Raw genomic sequence first — 15,718 nt, 5'->3', positions numbered from 1 at the left:
CTATGAAAAAGGTGGACTATTAGGCGGTGATCGCCTATTATATGCGCATGCCAACCAATAACGGTTAGGCAAATATCGAGCCTGAGGAGGCGACGTGACAGAGTCAGAAAGAAACAGAGAGAAGTTAAACAAACGATTAGAAATTATTGAGCGATTTATAAGGATTATCGCAATGCTAGCCGCAGGATTTGCTTGGATTTGGGACAAAATAATGTAAACGGAAAGGGCTAGGGACAGCCCTCCAATCAACTTAATTATGAATTTTAGAGGCAGCCACATGAGACAAGCAACAATGAATAACGAATACAAAGAAATTTTTAAACTTGGAACAAAGTTAGTTATTGTGGGGGCTTTATTAGGATTAGCCATCGCTTTTTTAATTAACTAATTAATTTGTTGCCCAGCGTTGACTGGGCATTTTTTATGGAGAGCTTATGAAACCGGATTGCAGCCTGTACAACCCTGACGCAATGTACTTGCGGGATATAATAGAAAAAGCAGGCTTTTCACAAAGAGGCGCTGCCAAGCAAATTGGCATACCTGAGCGCACGATGCGTGATTACCTGAATCCTGCGAAAGAAAACAGCAAGGCACCCTATGTCGTACAGTTTGCCCTTGAGTGCCTGGCTCGGACTGAAAAATAAAATTATTATAAAAACTTGCAAAACACCCATTTAAAACTACTCTTTTATCTAAGATCAGGTTTTTAGTGCCTGATCGTCGCAGAAACCCCCATTTTAAAGCAGCCCGAAAGGGCTTTTTTTATACTCACAGTTTTTTTCCTGTTATGCAGCCTGTCCTGGCTGATGGCTTTTTTTACCTTCTTGCCATCACCGCCAGCGACAGGTTGCGTCTGTAAGAAGGTAAACCAATGAATGCACTGAAAGTTGCGCCTGTCGTTAAGATCAGGAAGCACACTGGCCGGTTGTATGCCGTTAGTACGGATGTGGCAAATTACTTTGAAAGGGAACACAGAAATGTGCTTGATAGCATTAGAAAATGTATGGTCGAACAACCAAGTTTGGCTGCTGACTTTTCAGCAGCCAAATATTCTATAAAAGGGCAGTCTTATGACTGTTATGAAATGACCCGCCGTGGTTTCAGTTACCTGATTCTTGGTTTTACCGGCAAGAAAGCCAACCAGTTCAAGCTGGATTATATCGACCAGTTTGACCGGATGGAGGAATACATTCGAGACAGCCTTGATTCTCGATCCGGAAGTCTGGATATGTGCCGGTTACTTCAGGACACACGGGAAGCTATTGGCAAGGAAACAAAAGCCCACCATTACATCAATGAACACAACCTTATTTATGGTGTTGTGTTCGGAAAGGATGCAAAGCACCTGCGTGAAGATATGAGCCTGCCAGATGACAAGCCTATAACAGAAGCCCTGAACGACGACCAGCTTAAGGAAGTCTCAGAGTTGCGCCACTATGACGCCAGGCTTCTGACACTGGGTTATGATTACCAGAAACGTAAAAGCCAGTTAAGGGACTACCACCAGTGCCGTTTACGGCTTGTTTCTGGATAACATTTTGCCTTCATCAATCCCCACCCCTTGCAGAGCCTTCGGTTGCCCTAACACGACAACAAACCATTACTGCCTGCAACACGTACATCTGAAGCGTGATGTACGCCGTCGTTGCCGGAATGACAAACAGCGTCCCAATGCCTACCGGCGCGGTTATGACCGGCAATGGAGCAAGGCACGTCGATTGTTCCTGATGGACAACCCGCTGTGTATTCGTTGCGCTGAACTGGGCCTGATTGTAGAGGCCACCGTCGTTGACCACATCGAACCGCACCGGGGCGACCGGATGAAGTTCTGGAACCGTGACAACTGGCAGTCGTTGTGTAAGCGCTGCCATGATAAGAAAACCGCGAGGGAAAAGAATGATGACTGGTATTAAGCGGTGCCTGTTACTGGTGCTTGCCTGTCTGTTACTGTCTGGCTGTGCCATGCAACCACAGGCTGTCCGTGAAAGCCTGGACGAGTGCCATCAGCTGAGCTTTGATGCGCTGGTTTATAACCGTGAAAGCGACGGCGCGGTAATGAAAGTGTTGTGCATACCAAGTGGTGACGAGGTTGAACACAGCGCCACTTATCCTTTCAAGTGGTCAAGGATTATCAATCGGCTGATACGCTCACAGACTGATACCCAGACCAACAACGATGCCGGTACTCAGGCTCAATAATGACAGGACAAGACAGACGACAGACCAGTGGCGGTTGATACGCTTCACGGTCCCTGTGCAGTGGCATTCTTTCATACAGACCTCAGATCAGGTCTGCCATTGTAGTACTGGTCTGCCGATGGGTCGAGCCTTGCTTCGGTTTTCCGAATCTGAGATAGGTAAAATCCGAATTGGGGTAGGGGGTATCCGATAGTTGTAGCCTTTGGGCGAATACCGTCGCGCCCAGCTAATTTTTTATACGTGCAAATTTGGTTGATCTGATTTTTTATGCTTATTTCGCAGGTTAAAACCGACCAGCTCATTCCCTATGCTGGCAATCCCAAACAACATGACAATGACCAAATAAGCCGGATCGCCGCCTCCATTACTGAGTTCGGGTTTAACGTGCCGGTACTGATTGATGACAATTGCCGGATTGTGTCGGGTCATGGCCGTGTACTGGCAGCAAAGCGTATTGGACTGGATGAAGTGCCGACCATCACGCTCAGTCACCTGGATGAACACCAGAAAAAAGCCTTTATGCTGGCAGACAATCGTCTGCAGGAGCTGGGCGGTGGCTGGAACGATGACCTGCTTCGGGTTGAGTTATCCGACCTGCAGGCGGCAAACTTTGATATTGAGTTGACTGGCTTTACCGAGGACGACTTCATTGACAACGGTGAGGAAGACGACAGCCTGGCCAAAGAGAACCAATGCCCTGAGCCTGACGACAATCAGCCGCTGGTGTCACAATGGGGCGATGTCTGGCAACTGGGAGAACACCGTCTGTTCTGCGGTGACGCTACCCTGCGAGATGAAGTCCGTGACTATATAAAGGAAGAACGGGCGGAGATGATGTTTACCGATCCGCCGTATGGGGTGAATTACATCTCTACAAAGCAGGATTCGATTGTGGGTGATATTACGCAGTCGGTGATTCCGGTCAGTTTCCATGTTTCGGTTGAGCATGTGCTGAATGAGAACGCACGGATTTATATGTGTGGTGGCTGCCTTAACTGCCCTATGTATTTTTCCCTGTTTAACCTGCACCTGCACAAGGAAGCGAAGATTATTGTCTGGGTAAAAGAAAACATCCTGATGCGCAATGCCAACTACCACAGCCAGTACGAGCTGATTTTCTTTGGATGGAAGGGAAATGGGGGGGGAAGAGGTTCTGGCATGGTGGCAGGAAAGCCGACAACTGCTCCGACGTCTTCCAGATACACCGCGACCTGTCAAAAGACTACGTACACCCCACCCAGAAACCCGTTGAACTGTCCCTGCGCTGCATCACCAACAGCAGTAAAGAAGGTGACATTGTCTATGACCCTTTTGGGGGTTCAGGATCCACACTGATAGCCTGTGAAAAATCAGGTCGACGCTGTCGCATGATTGAGATAGACCCCCGGTTCTGTGATGTGATCATTAACCGCTGGCAGCAGTACGCCGACCAGCAGGCAGTCCATAGCTCAACCGGGAAAACGTTTGAAGAAGTGAAACATGAAAGGCAGAAAACCGATCCCCACTAACCTCAAAGTTATCAGAGGCACTGCCCAGCCCTGCCGTGTCAACAGCCAGGAACCGAGACCGGAAAAAGCCAAACGGCCATTGGCTCCCAGAGCGCTTTCCGATTTGGCTCGCAAGCACTGGCGGAGTATTACCAAGGAGCTGGAGGAATGTGGCGTACTGACCAACATGGACCAGGATGCCCTGGCAGTTTACTGTGAGCTGTATGCCCAGTGGGTTGAGGCGGGTGAAATGATCAAGAAGAAAGGCATGGTGATTGCCGATCCCCGCTATGCCGACCGCAAGACCAGTGAAGGCCGCCCCATGACCGTTCCGGTACTGTCCCCTTATTTCAAGGCAAGCCTGAAGCTGTCCGAGCAGATGAAACAAATGTTGTGTGAATTTGGCATGACCCCGTCCAGCCGTTCCCGTATCCGTGCTGATACCGACAAGCCACAGGATGAGTTTGAGGACTGGCAGAAGAGAAGAAGGATGGCGCGTGAGGGTGTCTGATGGCTGTTAACTGGCAGGCTGGTTACGAATATGCACTGGATGTAACCAGTGAAACCATTCCCGCCTGCAAGTGGGTACGCCTTGCCTGTCGCCGGTTCCTTGATGATATGGAACACGGCCACGAACGCGGCCTGGTGTTTGATGTTGACAAGGCGCAGGACGTTCTGGACTTCTTTGACCATGTACCGCACATCAAGGGCGAGTGGGCTGGCCAGCCCATTACCCCGTCAGACTGGCAGGTGTTTATAGTCATCAACCTGTACGGCTGGGTCTGGGCGGACACCGGAAGACGACGGTTTCGCAGCGCCTATATAGAAGTCGGAAGAAAGAACGGCAAGAGTACTTTTATCGCGCCCCTGGGGCTGTACATGACCCGATGGGACGATGAGCCTGGTGCCGAGGTCTACAGTGCCGCGACCAGCCGCGACCAGGCGCGTATTGTGTTTGACACGGCCCGCGATATGACCCGCAACAGCAAGCTGAAGAACCATATCCAGGCATACAACCATAGCGTCTGCCATGAAGGCTCCAGCAGCGCCTTCAAGCCACTGGCGTCGGACAGCGACACACTGGAGGGAAAGAACAGCCATGCTGCGCTTATTGACGAACTTCATGCCCATAAGAACCGCCGGGTCTATGACGTACTCGAGCTGTCAATGGCTTCCCGCAGCCAGCCGCTGCTGCTGGTCATCACCACTGCAGGCGATGACCGGACCGGCATCTGTTATGAAGTGCGGGACTACCTGACCAAAGTCCTTGAGGGTGTGTTTGAGGACGACAGCTGTTTCGGGATGATCTACACCCTGGACGACCCGGAAGAATGGACAAACGAAACACTATGGGTTCAGGCTAACCCCAATCTCGGCATATCGGTCAAAATATACGATATGCGCCGATTGTGTCAGAAAGCCCGGCAAACGCCCAGTGCCGCCAGCGAGTTTAAACGAAAGCGGCTGGACATTTGGTGCGAGGGTGAGACCGCCTACTTTAATATGGAACACTGGCGGCTCTGCCCGGAACTGGCACCTGACCCAAGGCTTAAAAGCCTGCCCTGTTACCTTGCCATTGACCTGTCCAGTAAGCGCGATATTACGGCACTGGTCGGTCTGTTCCCAGATGACAACCGGCATTACCACCTGAAGGTGAAGTTCTACCTGCCCGAAGCGGTACTTGACCCGCTGAAGTCCGGCAAGGCGCACCACATCCAGAAGCTCTACCAGCAATGGGCAAAGGATGGCTGGCTGACCCTGACGCCGGGACAGATCATTGATTACAGCGTCATTTATAAGGATGCCAAAGACTGGGCGCAGCATTACGACGCCGCCGAGATTGCTTTTGACCCCTGGGGCGCAACCCAGATGGCAACCCAGCTGCAGGAAGACGGTTTTACCATTGTCCAGGTACAGCAGTCTGTTAAAAACTTCAGTGAGGCGATGAAAGAAACCGACGCCGTGATGATAGACCACCGCATCCACCATGAACACAGTCCCGTTATGGCGTGGATGATGTCAAACGTCAACGCCCGGGTGGACAAGAACGACAATGTGTTTCCGAACAAACTGAATGATGACTGCAAGATTGACGGTCCGGTGGCCCTGTTTATGGGGATGAACCGCGCCCTGTTACAAATTGAAAACGACTCAGTCTATGACGAAGAAGACCTTCTGGTTATGTGACCTGCTTGGCGTCACTGGCGCAGCTTTGTTCTTGACCGGCCTCTGGCTTGCCTGGAGCCTTTGGGCGGTACTTATTGTTGCCGGGCTGATGTTGATGAGTTACGCCTCCTTGTTAAGCTACGCCTGTAAACGCCATGATCATAGATAGCCTGTTTCGGGCAAAACCCGCTGAGACGCCACCGCCACAACCAAGCAGTTCTGGCTTCGATGTTTTGATGCCCAACGACAGCGGCGTACAGGTAAACCAGCATTCAGCCCTGCAAATGTCAGCGGTCTATGCCTGCATACGGCTGCTGTCGGAAACCCTGGCACAGTTGCCGCTGAACGTAAGGCGCAGGACGTCTGAAGGTAGCGAACTGGCTGTTAACCACCCTTTGTATAACATTCTGCATAACACCCCGAACCGATGGATGACTTCATTCAACTGGCGTAATACCGTCATGAGTCATTGTGTGGGCTGGGGCAATGGTTACAGCTATATTGTTCGCAACCAGATGGGTGAGCCTCGGGCTTTAGTGCCGCTGTTACCTGACCGGACTTATCCGCAGGCCATTGATAACCAGTTGAGGTACCAGACACAAATCAATGAGATACCCCTGGAGGCAGAACCGGAAGATATTCTGCATATACCGGCTTTAGGGTTTGACGGACTGGTCGGACTCTCGCCGGTTTCCCTGCACAGGGAGGCCATCGGGCTGGCTCAGTCTGCCCAGAAGTTCGGCGCTAAATTGTTTGGCAGTGGTTCATTAGTGGCGGGTGTCCTGAAGCACCCTGGTCGGTTAAAGCGGAAAGCAGAAAATCCGGATGACCCAAGTCCGGTCGAGAGACTGAGAAAGCAATGGAAAGACTTATACAGCGGTCTGGAGAACGCCCATAACGTCGCCGTGCTTGAAGAAGGCATGGAGTTCCAGAAAATTGGCATTAATCCGGAAGACGCCCAGTTTTTACAAACCCGAAAATTTCAGATAGCTGAGATCGGACGTATTTATAATGTCCCCAGCCATATGATCAACGACCTTGATAAAGCCACCTTTAACAATATCAGCGAGCTTTACCTTGGTTTCCTGCGCTACACCATGACCCCATGGATTGTCCGATGGGAGCAGGAACTTAACCGGAAGCTGTTCCCTGACAGCAACACCTATTTTGTGAAGTTCAATTTGCAGGGGCTGCTGCGTGGCACACTGACCGAACGGAAAGACTATTACAAGACAGCGATAGAGTATGGCTGGCTGTCCCGTAATGAGGTCAGGGAGCTGGAAGACCTGAACCGGATTGACGGTCTGGATGAATACCTGCAACCGCTGAATATGGGTAGCGGCCAGAACGCTACCGAAGACGAACCCACGCCCGACACCGAATAACCCGATTACTAAAAGCCCTTGGCGAACATGGTTGCTAGGGGTGTTTTTTATCTGCCAGAAAAACGGCAGGGGCTGAGTAATTTTTTTTGACTAACAACCCAAAGTGAAACATGGGTCGCCATGGATGGCTTTTACTTTTTGAACATGGGGAATAAGAGTAGATGTAATAAAAAATCTTGAACTGTGTGGTCAAACTGTTCGTGTTAATGATGACGGGTTTGTATCACTGACGGACATGTGGAAGGCCAGTGGAGGAAAGTCCAAAAATCTTGCTGGAAAGTTTGTAAATAATGACTCTACAAAAGGTTTTATCAAGTCACTGGAAGTCAAAACCGGATATCCGGTTTTGAAGATAGTAAAGGGTGGAAAGTCAGCAGGGACATGGGCATACAAGCTATTGGCTTATAAATATGCGGGTTGGATAGATCCTGATTTTGAAGTTGGTGCCTATACGGTTCTGGACAAATACTTCTCAGGTGAACTGAAACATAAAAAAGGCTGGCAAGCCCTGCATGATTATGTGATTGCAGAACGCTTTTCAAAGAAGTTAGGAAGTTTTCACGGTAAAGGTTTGTCAGAGCGGAGGAAAGAAATATTAGAGCTAAAAGAGCGACACAAACAGTTACTGCAAGAATTTCAAATGCAGTTGGAACTGGAAGACTTGGTTTAAGCCAAAGATGGTGGACAAAAGTCCACCTTGTTTTTAACTTTCAAAGACAAGAAGTATCTAGTCTACGCCTCTGAGTTGCCGCAGGGTGGCGAGTTGCTCGGGAGAAAGCAATAAATGAGCCTGCAGACCGGCCTCTATATAGCCAGGCACCGTGCGCTTTCCGCTTCTGTAGTCCGAAACTTTTGACTGAGCTACACGAAGAAATGCAGCCGCCTCCTTTTGCTTGGGTACACCCAGACGTTCGAGTGCGTCGCTAAATGCCTTTGGTGTCATAGTGCGATCCAGTAACCTACGGCCAGACAAGCCAGAGAAATTGTCAGTCCAATGTAAAACAGGGTTTCTGGTTTCATAGTGCGGTCTGCGCTTTGCTTGTTCATAAGTAACTCCTTAAATACAGTCTTACAATATCCCAAAGGGATAGTTTTGTCAACATTCTGTTAAGTCCCGCTCAGAAGAGCGGGTTTTGTTTAAATCATTTTAATTAATTCCTTGAAAATACTCGGTGCTGCGGTTTGTCCTGCGGCAATGATTGAGAACCATATTAACCATCGCCTTAGCTCCTTACCTTTGATCTCGTCCGCTTCGGCGTTCAGCTTTCTGGCTTCAGCCTCCAGCTTAGTGATCTCGGCTTTTTCTTTCTCGGTCATCGTTACTCCTTGTCCTTGAAAGCATGGTTACATTATACCATTGGTATATTTATTATTGAACGTTTTTTTACCGGATTAAGGCTTTTTTATGAAAGAAAATCGAGAGTCCCGCCTCGGCACCATCGAGCTGCGGGACGATGACGGCGAGCAGCGCATCAGTGGCTACGCCGCCATGTTCAACAGCTTGTCGGAAAACCTCGGTGGCTTTCGTGAGCAGATAGCGCCCGGTGCTTTTGACCAGGTGATGCAGGACGACGTCCGGGCGTTGTTCAACCATGAGCCGCACCTGATTTTAGGCAGGACGACAGCGGATACCCTGCAGCTGTCCCTGGATGACACCGGCCTGCGTTATCGGATTGACCCGCCTGACACCCAGTACGCCCGAGATTTGATTAAAAGCATTGAGCGAGGTGACGTCACGCAGAGCAGCTTTGCTTTCTGGGTGGAGGACGACAGCTGGGACGAGGACAAGGACGGTCGGGTGATCCGTACTGTTAAGAAGTTCCGGCGACTCTACGATATATCCCCGGTCACTTACCCGGCTTATCCGGACACCAGTGTTGCGGCCAGAAGCTGCCAGCAATACAGGAATACGCTAACCCGACAGACCCTTGAGCGGGACAAATTCCGACTGTACCTGATTCAACACGCCTGACACCTGCAGGCATTTCTACCACCAATAAAAGGAACGTTCACCATGAGCGACGAACTGAAACGCCTGCAGGAAAAGCGGGCAACCATAGCTGACAAAATGGCAAAGCTGGTTGAGGTAGCCGAAAAAGAGGATCGCGGCATATCCAGCGATGAGCGCGGCCAGTGGAACACCATGCGTACCGAGCTGGAAGCGATGGACCAGCGTATTGCTGACTTGAAAGAGGCGATAGAGCATCGCCGGTCAGTTGAGGTGCCTTTAAACCCGCTGCCCGCCGAGACGCGGGAGTATGAGCTGGACGACTTCGGCAACCCCGTGATGCTGAAGAAACCCTCGAAAGACCAGCGGGCGGATGAGGCGCAGCAGTACACCGACGCCTTTATGGCCCTGTTACGCTCCGGGCAACCTGGCATGCTTGACCTTGATCAGAACCAACGACAGATTCTGCGTGATCATTATGTCAAAGAAGAGAGGGCGCAAGGTGTTGTACCAAGCAGCAGTGGCGGCTATCTGATCCCCACGACACTGTCCAACCGAATTATTGAAACCATGCAGGCATACGGCGGCATACGTCAGTTTGCTACGGTTATGAACACAACAGCCGGAGAGGTCATTAACTGGCCCACCAACGACGACACCGGCAACGAAGGCGAGATTGTGGCAGAGCATGCCAAAGTCGATGAAGGCGATTTGGTGTTCGGGCAAAAGGCGCTGGGAGCCTACAAATATTCCAGTAAGGTAATCAGGGTCAGCATTGAGCTGTTGCAGGACAACGCTTTTGCCCTGGACAGCTTTATAACACGCAAGTTTGGGCAGCGCCTTGGCAGAATTACCGCCAGGCACTATGCCACCGGCACGGGCAGTGGACAGCCGCAGGGCTTGCTGCCTGCCGCCAGTGTGGGCCACACATCTTCAAGTCCGACAGACATTAACTACAAAGACCTGCTGCACCTTAAACATTCTATTGATCCCGCCTACCGGAACATGGCCAGCTGTCGTTGGTTGTTCAATGACAAGGTGCTGTTGCAGCTCAAGGAAATGCTGGACGACAACAATCGTCCGTTGTGGAAGCCCTCCATGGCCGATGGGACGCCTGCCTTGATTGACGGCGACCCGTTTGTCATCGACCAGGGCTGCCCTGATCCGGCGTCTGATGTGGTGACGATGGCTTACGGCGACCTGAGTGAGTTTGTTATCCGGGACGTGCTTGGTTTTACCCTGCATCGCATGGTTGAGAAATACATCGATTATGGCCAGATTGGTTTTCTTGCCTTTATGCGTACTGACTCGAACCTCATGGATAGCGAGGCTGTCAAAACCCTGAAGATGAAGAAGGCACCAAAATGAAAGTCCGCCTGAGGGTGCCGGTCATCTATGAAGACCAGCTTTATCAACAGGGAAAAGTGCTGGAAGTCAGCCCGCTGGAGGGCGGGCGCATGGTGCATGACAAAATCGCCGTGCCTGAGCCGGACGCGCCCAGGCGGAAGGTTATCAGGCCTGCGGAGACCCGGCGCTATGGATAAGCTCTTGCCGCTGGTGAAAAAACACATCCGCAGCGAACGGGATGATGAGGACGACTACCTGAAATATCTGGTTGAGGCCGCCGTGAGCCGGTTTAACACCTTTACCGGCAGAACCCTGCGCCTGACCGGCACTGACCCCGACACCCTCGAGTTTGATGACATCCCCCTGCGCATGGACATCTGCCACGGCCTGCTGTTACTGGTCGGGCAATGGTATGAATACCGTGAGAATGCAGTAGAACGTGCGCTGTCGGAAATGCCCGAGGCCACGAAACGGCTCTGGGAGCCTTATGTTATCTACCACCTTGGAGACACCTGATGCGGACTGGCAAAGCAGCTTATAAGTTGAAAGAAAAAAAGCCCATTACAGAAGGTGAACACCGTGTCAGGATTGATTTTAATCCCAGTGGGGATACTCGTGTCACCGAGATTAAGAGTCTTGCGGTTGAATTAATCGACCTTGTTCATTTTTATGGAAAGGATGACCGTTGTACTGCGCTGGCCATGACCGCTTTTGAGGAGGGGGTTATGTGGGCAGTCAAGTCAATCACAAAGCCTGACAGAAAATGACCGAAGAGGGCAAGGCCTGCCGCCAGATGATTGAGGAGGCACTGGGTCGTTATGGGCTTCCCACCAGTGAGTCTGCTATAAGGTTGCTATGTATGATTGCCGCCCATGAATCCGGCGGGTTTACTTATTCAAAGCAGGTCAGGGGGCCAGCCTTGTCCCTGTTCCAGATGGAGCCGCGCACGTTTCGTGATCTGGTCACTTATTGCCAGCGTCGTTTCCCAAACTTGTCTGATGAGTTGCCGTGTAGCCCGATGCGATTAATATTTGACCCGGGTTTTGCGGCAGCGATGGGACGTGCCTTTTTATTGCGCATCCCCGAACCCTTGCCGGATTTCGACAATATTGACGCTCTTGGCCAGTACGCCAAGACTTACTGGAATACACGCTATGGAAAAGCAACCCCAAAAAACTATAGCGATGCCTGGAGACACTATTTCGGTGACAGCCCATGAAAATAAAGGATGATGTTGATTTGACAACAATCATTACAATGTTGGGGTTTGTTATTACCATGGTGGCCTGGGGTATACGGCTTGAGGGCAAGGTTAACGACCTGGCGGGAGATATTGAAAGCAAGGAATTGCTGTACGGTAAATTGAATGATCAGAAACAGGTGGCAATCGACAGGCGACTGGATTCAATGCAGCAGGAAATATTCATCATAAGAAACAGGTTGAGGGATGGCCATGCTGATCATGATGGCCATAAAAATCAGGAATACTAAACAGGACAAAACACCATGAAAGCAGGCAGATTGCGCCACAGAATCCTGATTCAAAAGCCCGTTGCTATTGTCGACAGCGTCACCGATGATCTACCCGACTATAAAGACGTTGGCTGGCGTGATGCTGAAATACGACCTGCTACCGTAAAAGAAATTTTTGCCGCCCAGGGTTTTATAGGCCAGCTTGATATTATAGTGGTCATCCGTTACGAACATCTGTTTGATGATTTAAACAATCACTGGCGGTTATGGCACAAAAACCAAAAATTAAACGTCATTGGAAAACTTAACATTGATATGCGCAACCGATGGTTAAAGATTATTGCCACCAGTGATACCGACGACGTTCGTTTTGAACATAAAGATACTGAACAACCCCTGCACCAGGCTGCAAATCTGGTGCTGCCGGAACTGACATGATTCAGCTAAACGTCAACCTTTCCGGTCTAAAAGAACTGGAGAAGCAACTGCGCGAACTAAGTGGACCCGGCAGTATTGCCGGTGCAAAAGTGCTGCGTTCAGCCATGATGAGTACCAGCCTGCCCCTGTTTCGGCAAATCCAGCGCACGGCTCCGATTTCTGCTGGCAAGCCCAGAAAACGAAAAAGCAAAAAAGGAACTGTTGAGATACGCCCCGGATTTTTAAAACACAAAATCCGTCGACGTTCCTACATTAACAAAACCGGACATGGCAACCGTAACATCAGCGGAAGTGGCCTGGTAAAAATTCGTATTGGTGGCTTTGCCCCCTACACCCATTTCGTGGAATACGGCACTGACTATGGCCCCAGGCACCCGTTTACCATAGCACCGCAACCCTTTATCCGACCTGCCTTTGATGCCCATTGGCGTGGCCTGCTAAACAACTTTTCCGGAATTTTGGCAAAACGTCTGGCGTCAGCCAGAAAACGAATGAACCGATGATTCTTGAGCAAGGTCTGTTTGACCATCTGAAAAAACACCTGAACGCCTCCATCTATGGCCAGCTGCGCGGGGAACGCCTGCCAGCGGTCGTCTATACGCTGATTTCCAGCCCGGTCGAAACCTCTCTCTCCATCGTGGACAATGTCTGCGCTTCCCGTTATCAAATCGACTGCTATTCCCGAAAATATATTCAGGTCAAACAACTTGCCACTAGTGTCATTAATGCCCTGCATCAGCATCGAGGCTCGTTGGGAGATTACCCCATTCAATTGTGTCTGCTGGAAAACCGGCAGGACGGCTTTGAGGATCAACCCTGTCTGCACCGGCAGATTTTAAGTTTTGTAATTTATCACTAAACGACTGAGGATAGTTCCATGGCTGCTAAAACCACGGCTTTAATTGCTGCCGGTACTGTACTGTCATTTGAAGACCCTAATAAAAAAGGCACTTATTTAGAACTTAATGAAGTCACCGCTATTGGTTCCATTGGTGTCCAGGGTGAGTTTGTTGAAACCACCCCGTTAAGTGCCACCACACGGACCTTCATATCGGGTCTGAAAACTCCGCCAGACAAGGAAATTGTCGGCAACGACGTTCCTGGTAACGCCAATCAGGAAAAGTTTTTAAAACTGGCCAGCGACAACGCTACTGTAAATATGAAAGCGGAACTCAGCAATGGCCGGACAGGTGCTTTTGTATTGGCGCTCAGCGGCTGGCAAATCAACAAACCCCAAGGCACTGAAACGTTGCAATGGACGGTCTATGGCAAACAGTCCGGAGATGTCAGTTGGACCACTAAAACCTCTTAATCCACAAAAAAAAGCCAAGGTTTCCTGATGCTTAACTTTGAACAACTTATTGATAAACCACCCCTAAAAACCTGCAACTTTACCCTTGATGACGGGCGCGACGTGACCCTGCATGAACTGCCCCTGTCCGTGATTGAGGACGTGCAATATGTCGGACAGCAGGAAGACGACAACGTTGGCTCAATCATGAAAAGCATTGTTTGTGTGGTGGCGCATTCTCTGTTGGGAAGACCGCCCGAGCCGGACGAACTGAAACAGTTGCGGGAGAGATTTGGTGCCAGTGCCATGATGGCCATCTATTACGAGGCCCTGAAATTCTCCCGACTGGGTCCCGACGATCTGGACGAAACAAAAAAGCCATGAACGCCAGCCCTGTTCGGCAGTTCCTGTTTGACCTGGCCTCCCGACTTCACATCACCGTAGGCTGGCTTGAAAAAAACATGGGATGCCGGGAGTTCACCGAATGGATAGCCTACCTCAGTCTGGATAAATCACCACCCCCACTGACCGCTGACCAGCAATACGCCCAGCTTCGTAAGGTTTTACTATGAAAATAGTGCTCCGAACTCGCAAAGCACTCCATCCTCACCGACAGGCAAGGTTCTTACTCGCAGCCTCTGATGAGCTTTTATTCTTTAGTTAAAGCTGGCAGATAATTATATTTCTGGAGCATCTGTAACCAGCGCGGTGCATTCCTGTGAACCGTCAGTGCTTCGTAATCAATCTCTGGATCCTTGTAGGGCGTAAGCCTGGTGAGGATGCAGTAAATCACCCGCAACATTTTATGTCCGATGGCAATGATGCTGCGCTTATATCCTCGGCGAATGGTCAGGCTCTGATGCTTGCCCTTAAACTGACTTTTGGTCTTTACAGCTGCCTGACTGATCTCACACATCAGCCGTCGTAAGGACTGGTTGCCCTTACGAGTTTTACCACTCTTACGCTTACCGGCGCTTTCATTGTTGCCCGGACAGAGGCCTGCCCAAGATGCCAGAGACTCCCGGCTGCCAAAGGCTCTCATATCATCACCGATCTCAGCAATCAACCCTGCTGCTGAGATCTCATTAACTCCCGGAAGGGTTTGCAATAGCTGCCAGGGTTCCCGGTACTGAGTTTGTACAATATTGCGAATTCCCGCATCCAATTCGGCAACCTCATCATCCAGATACTGAATATGTTTCCGGATGCTCTTAAGCACTGTAAGGTGTGCTGAAGACAGGGAGCCCTCCATGCTGTCGAATAGCTCTTTGGTTTTGCTCTTCAGCTTGCCGCGCGCAAACTTAACCAGCTCTTGCGGAGGCAGGCCGTCAATCAGTCCCTGAACCATTTCCTGTGCGGACTTGCCATGTATGTCACTCACTACACCACCGAGACGGATACCGGCATCGTCCAGAACTTTATGCAGACGAGTCTTTTCACCGGCAAGCTGCCCCACCAGTTTCTGACGACGGCGAAACAGCAACCTCAGCTGCTCGATATCAGGAGGCGGTACAAAGCTGGGGCGAAGCAAACCACACCGACCCAGTGTTGCCAGCCACTGACTGTCTTGGACATCGGTCTTGCGACCGGGCACATTCTTGACGTGACGGGCATTGACAACCCAGACCTTGAGGCCTGCTTTAATCAGAGTTTCGTGAACGCATTTCCAGTAAACGCCAGTGCTTTCCATGACTACGAGCTCAACCTGATGTTTCACCAGGAAGTCGCGAAGCTTCCTGCGTTCACGTCGATACGTCTTGAACGACTGAGTGATCTCTTTGATTTCGCCGTTTTCATCTTCGGTCTGAACAGTCGCCATGACCATCATCTTGTGAACATCGAGGCCAGCACAACATTTCAAAATTGACTGCATCAGACTAATCTCCCTATGGATCATGGAAGATGGCAAGGTCTGATGGATTGATCGTGGGCCATAAGCCGAGGATCAGCAGAGGTCTTTTTACTATCCGTTCAACGTCGTAAG

25 protein-coding genes and 1 pseudogene are annotated in these 15,718 nt (G+C 50.4%); 23 read left to right on the top strand and 3 right to left on the bottom strand.

What is annotated here, in order from left to right:
- Positions 1 to 434 precede the first annotated feature (434 nt).
- The 10 genes and pseudogenes from NX722_RS05735 (at position 435) to NX722_RS05690 (ending at position 7,907) form a co-directional block, all read left to right on the top strand.
- A complete protein-coding gene (locus tag NX722_RS05735) occupies positions 435 to 644 on the top strand; it encodes a hypothetical protein (protein WP_262567131.1) in 210 nt (69 codons plus the stop codon).
- 227 nt (positions 645 to 871) lie between these two features.
- Complete coding sequence (locus tag NX722_RS05730; protein WP_262567130.1) at positions 872 to 1,534, top strand: Rha family transcriptional regulator; 663 nt, start codon at positions 872 to 874, stop codon at positions 1,532 to 1,534.
- 4 nt (positions 1,535 to 1,538) lie between these two features.
- Positions 1,539 to 1,913 (top strand): HNH endonuclease, encoded by a 375-nt coding sequence (locus tag NX722_RS05725; RefSeq protein WP_262567129.1) that lies wholly within the window; start codon positions 1,539 to 1,541, stop codon positions 1,911 to 1,913.
- Entirely contained in the window at positions 1,897 to 2,199 is a 303-nt protein-coding gene (locus tag NX722_RS05720) for a hypothetical protein (RefSeq protein ID WP_262567128.1), read from the top strand. The genes NX722_RS05725 and NX722_RS05720 overlap by 17 nt, the downstream gene beginning before the upstream one ends.
- A 1,124-nt stretch (positions 2,200 to 3,323) precedes the next feature.
- Positions 3,324 to 3,542: pseudogene (locus tag NX722_RS28780) on the top strand (DNA methyltransferase); the annotation flags it as partial.
- A 24-nt stretch (positions 3,543 to 3,566) separates the two neighbouring features.
- Positions 3,567 to 3,707: a hypothetical protein gene (locus NX722_RS05710; RefSeq protein ID WP_262567126.1), complete on the top strand. Its 141-nt coding sequence runs from the start codon at positions 3,567 to 3,569 to the stop codon at positions 3,705 to 3,707.
- On the top strand, positions 3,679 to 4,197 hold the full coding sequence (locus NX722_RS05705) for a phage terminase small subunit P27 family (protein WP_262567125.1): 519 nt from the start codon (positions 3,679 to 3,681) through the stop codon (positions 4,195 to 4,197). Before NX722_RS05710 ends, NX722_RS05705 begins: the two co-directional genes overlap by 29 nt.
- Positions 4,197 to 5,873: a terminase large subunit gene (locus NX722_RS05700; protein ID WP_262567124.1), complete on the top strand. Its 1,677-nt coding sequence runs from the start codon at positions 4,197 to 4,199 to the stop codon at positions 5,871 to 5,873. Before NX722_RS05705 ends, NX722_RS05700 begins: the two co-directional genes overlap by 1 nt.
- Before the next feature lie 134 nt (positions 5,874 to 6,007).
- Positions 6,008 to 7,237: a phage portal protein gene (locus NX722_RS05695; RefSeq protein WP_262567123.1), complete on the top strand. Its 1,230-nt coding sequence runs from the start codon at positions 6,008 to 6,010 to the stop codon at positions 7,235 to 7,237.
- A gap of 151 nt (positions 7,238 to 7,388) precedes the next feature.
- Entirely contained in the window at positions 7,389 to 7,907 is a 519-nt protein-coding gene (locus tag NX722_RS05690) for a KilA-N domain-containing protein (protein ID WP_322740967.1), read from the top strand.
- Positions 7,908 to 7,964: 57 nt separating this feature from the next.
- Here NX722_RS05690 and NX722_RS05685 read toward each other — a convergent pair whose 3' ends face one another.
- Together NX722_RS05685 and NX722_RS05680 are read right to left on the bottom strand one after the other, a co-directional pair.
- A complete protein-coding gene (locus NX722_RS05685; RefSeq protein WP_262567122.1) occupies positions 7,965 to 8,180 on the bottom strand; it encodes a hypothetical protein in 216 nt (71 codons plus the stop codon).
- A 194-nt stretch (positions 8,181 to 8,374) separates the two neighbouring features.
- Complete coding sequence (locus NX722_RS05680; protein WP_262567121.1) at positions 8,375 to 8,554, bottom strand: hypothetical protein; 180 nt, start codon at positions 8,552 to 8,554, stop codon at positions 8,375 to 8,377.
- A gap of 88 nt (positions 8,555 to 8,642) precedes the next feature.
- Here NX722_RS05680 and NX722_RS05675 point away from each other — a divergent pair, with 88 nt between their 5' ends.
- From NX722_RS05675 to NX722_RS05615, 13 genes are read left to right on the top strand one after another with little or no spacing between them, the layout of a single operon-like run.
- Positions 8,643 to 9,209: an HK97 family phage prohead protease gene (locus tag NX722_RS05675; RefSeq protein WP_262567120.1), complete on the top strand. Its 567-nt coding sequence runs from the start codon at positions 8,643 to 8,645 to the stop codon at positions 9,207 to 9,209.
- Between the two features lie 42 nt (positions 9,210 to 9,251).
- A complete protein-coding gene (locus NX722_RS05670) occupies positions 9,252 to 10,553 on the top strand; it encodes a phage major capsid protein (RefSeq protein WP_262567119.1) in 1,302 nt (433 codons plus the stop codon).
- Positions 10,550 to 10,729 (top strand): hypothetical protein, encoded by a 180-nt coding sequence (locus NX722_RS05665; protein ID WP_262567118.1) that lies wholly within the window; start codon positions 10,550 to 10,552, stop codon positions 10,727 to 10,729. Before NX722_RS05670 ends, NX722_RS05665 begins: the two co-directional genes overlap by 4 nt.
- Positions 10,722 to 11,048 (top strand): head-tail connector protein, encoded by a 327-nt coding sequence (locus tag NX722_RS05660; protein ID WP_262567117.1) that lies wholly within the window; start codon positions 10,722 to 10,724, stop codon positions 11,046 to 11,048. The genes NX722_RS05665 and NX722_RS05660 overlap by 8 nt, the downstream gene beginning before the upstream one ends.
- Positions 11,049 to 11,074: 26 nt before the next feature.
- Positions 11,075 to 11,299 carry an Acb2/Tad1 domain-containing protein gene (locus tag NX722_RS05655; protein ID WP_262567116.1) on the top strand — a complete coding sequence of 75 codons (225 nt, stop codon included), beginning with the start codon at positions 11,075 to 11,077 and terminating at the stop codon, positions 11,297 to 11,299.
- Complete coding sequence (locus NX722_RS05650) at positions 11,296 to 11,751, top strand: hypothetical protein (RefSeq protein WP_262567115.1); 456 nt, start codon at positions 11,296 to 11,298, stop codon at positions 11,749 to 11,751. Before NX722_RS05655 ends, NX722_RS05650 begins: the two co-directional genes overlap by 4 nt.
- A gap of 20 nt (positions 11,752 to 11,771) precedes the next feature.
- Positions 11,772 to 12,023, top strand: coding sequence for a hypothetical protein (locus NX722_RS05645; protein WP_262567114.1), 252 nt, complete (start codon positions 11,772 to 11,774; stop codon positions 12,021 to 12,023).
- 15 nt (positions 12,024 to 12,038) lie between these two features.
- Complete coding sequence (locus NX722_RS05640; protein ID WP_262567113.1) at positions 12,039 to 12,443, top strand: head-tail adaptor protein; 405 nt, start codon at positions 12,039 to 12,041, stop codon at positions 12,441 to 12,443.
- Complete coding sequence (locus NX722_RS05635) at positions 12,440 to 12,946, top strand: HK97 gp10 family phage protein (protein WP_262567112.1); 507 nt, start codon at positions 12,440 to 12,442, stop codon at positions 12,944 to 12,946. Before NX722_RS05640 ends, NX722_RS05635 begins: the two co-directional genes overlap by 4 nt.
- Positions 12,943 to 13,302 (top strand): DUF3168 domain-containing protein, encoded by a 360-nt coding sequence (locus NX722_RS05630; RefSeq protein WP_262567111.1) that lies wholly within the window; start codon positions 12,943 to 12,945, stop codon positions 13,300 to 13,302. The genes NX722_RS05635 and NX722_RS05630 overlap by 4 nt, the downstream gene beginning before the upstream one ends.
- A gap of 18 nt (positions 13,303 to 13,320) precedes the next feature.
- Positions 13,321 to 13,755: a phage tail tube protein gene (locus NX722_RS05625; protein ID WP_262567110.1), complete on the top strand. Its 435-nt coding sequence runs from the start codon at positions 13,321 to 13,323 to the stop codon at positions 13,753 to 13,755.
- A 27-nt stretch (positions 13,756 to 13,782) separates the two neighbouring features.
- Positions 13,783 to 14,118, top strand: coding sequence for a hypothetical protein (locus NX722_RS05620; protein WP_262567109.1), 336 nt, complete (start codon positions 13,783 to 13,785; stop codon positions 14,116 to 14,118).
- On the top strand, positions 14,115 to 14,306 hold the full coding sequence (locus tag NX722_RS05615) for a hypothetical protein (protein WP_262567108.1): 192 nt from the start codon (positions 14,115 to 14,117) through the stop codon (positions 14,304 to 14,306). Before NX722_RS05620 ends, NX722_RS05615 begins: the two co-directional genes overlap by 4 nt.
- Positions 14,307 to 14,383: 77 nt before the next feature.
- Here the strand turns inward: NX722_RS05615 and NX722_RS05610 are convergent, their stop codons facing one another.
- The gene (locus NX722_RS05610) at positions 14,384 to 15,607 is read right to left on the bottom strand and encodes an IS110 family RNA-guided transposase (protein WP_262567107.1); all 1,224 of its coding nucleotides are present in this window, start codon (positions 15,605 to 15,607) and stop codon (positions 14,384 to 14,386) included.
- Between the last annotated feature and the right edge of the window lie 111 nt (positions 15,608 to 15,718).

This window comes from Endozoicomonas gorgoniicola (genome assembly GCF_025562715.2).
GTDB classification, from domain to species: Bacteria; Pseudomonadota; Gammaproteobacteria; order Pseudomonadales; family Endozoicomonadaceae; genus Endozoicomonas_A; species Endozoicomonas_A gorgoniicola.
The sequence above is the reverse complement of the archived record's forward strand: the minus strand, read 5'-3'. Positions and strand labels throughout refer to the sequence as shown.

Coding starts and splice junctions, on each gene's coding strand:
- NX722_RS05620 (WP_262567109.1), top strand. CDS start 13,783: ATGCTTAACTTTGAACAACTTATTGATAAACCACCCCTAAAAACCTGC.
- NX722_RS05630 (WP_262567111.1), top strand. CDS start 12,943: ATGATTCTTGAGCAAGGTCTGTTTGACCATCTGAAAAAACACCTGAAC.
- NX722_RS05660 (WP_262567117.1), top strand. CDS start 10,722: ATGGATAAGCTCTTGCCGCTGGTGAAAAAACACATCCGCAGCGAACGG.
- NX722_RS05695 (WP_262567123.1), top strand. CDS start 6,008: ATGATCATAGATAGCCTGTTTCGGGCAAAACCCGCTGAGACGCCACCG.
- NX722_RS05675 (WP_262567120.1), top strand. CDS start 8,643: ATGAAAGAAAATCGAGAGTCCCGCCTCGGCACCATCGAGCTGCGGGAC.
- NX722_RS05705 (WP_262567125.1), top strand. CDS start 3,679: ATGAAAGGCAGAAAACCGATCCCCACTAACCTCAAAGTTATCAGAGGC.
- NX722_RS05650 (WP_262567115.1), top strand. CDS start 11,296: ATGACCGAAGAGGGCAAGGCCTGCCGCCAGATGATTGAGGAGGCACTG.
- NX722_RS05680 (WP_262567121.1), bottom strand. CDS start 8,554: ATGACCGAGAAAGAAAAAGCCGAGATCACTAAGCTGGAGGCTGAAGCC.
- NX722_RS05625 (WP_262567110.1), top strand. CDS start 13,321: ATGGCTGCTAAAACCACGGCTTTAATTGCTGCCGGTACTGTACTGTCA.
- NX722_RS05710 (WP_262567126.1), top strand. CDS start 3,567: ATGATTGAGATAGACCCCCGGTTCTGTGATGTGATCATTAACCGCTGG.
- NX722_RS05670 (WP_262567119.1), top strand. CDS start 9,252: ATGAGCGACGAACTGAAACGCCTGCAGGAAAAGCGGGCAACCATAGCT.
- NX722_RS05640 (WP_262567113.1), top strand. CDS start 12,039: ATGAAAGCAGGCAGATTGCGCCACAGAATCCTGATTCAAAAGCCCGTT.
- NX722_RS05615 (WP_262567108.1), top strand. CDS start 14,115: ATGAACGCCAGCCCTGTTCGGCAGTTCCTGTTTGACCTGGCCTCCCGA.
- NX722_RS05685 (WP_262567122.1), bottom strand. CDS start 8,180: ATGACACCAAAGGCATTTAGCGACGCACTCGAACGTCTGGGTGTACCC.
- NX722_RS05700 (WP_262567124.1), top strand. CDS start 4,197: ATGGCTGTTAACTGGCAGGCTGGTTACGAATATGCACTGGATGTAACC.
- NX722_RS05610 (WP_262567107.1), bottom strand. CDS start 15,607: ATGCAGTCAATTTTGAAATGTTGTGCTGGCCTCGATGTTCACAAGATG.
- NX722_RS05730 (WP_262567130.1), top strand. CDS start 872: ATGAATGCACTGAAAGTTGCGCCTGTCGTTAAGATCAGGAAGCACACT.
- NX722_RS05735 (WP_262567131.1), top strand. CDS start 435: ATGAAACCGGATTGCAGCCTGTACAACCCTGACGCAATGTACTTGCGG.
- NX722_RS05635 (WP_262567112.1), top strand. CDS start 12,440: ATGATTCAGCTAAACGTCAACCTTTCCGGTCTAAAAGAACTGGAGAAG.
- NX722_RS05720 (WP_262567128.1), top strand. CDS start 1,897: ATGATGACTGGTATTAAGCGGTGCCTGTTACTGGTGCTTGCCTGTCTG.
- NX722_RS05665 (WP_262567118.1), top strand. CDS start 10,550: ATGAAAGTCCGCCTGAGGGTGCCGGTCATCTATGAAGACCAGCTTTAT.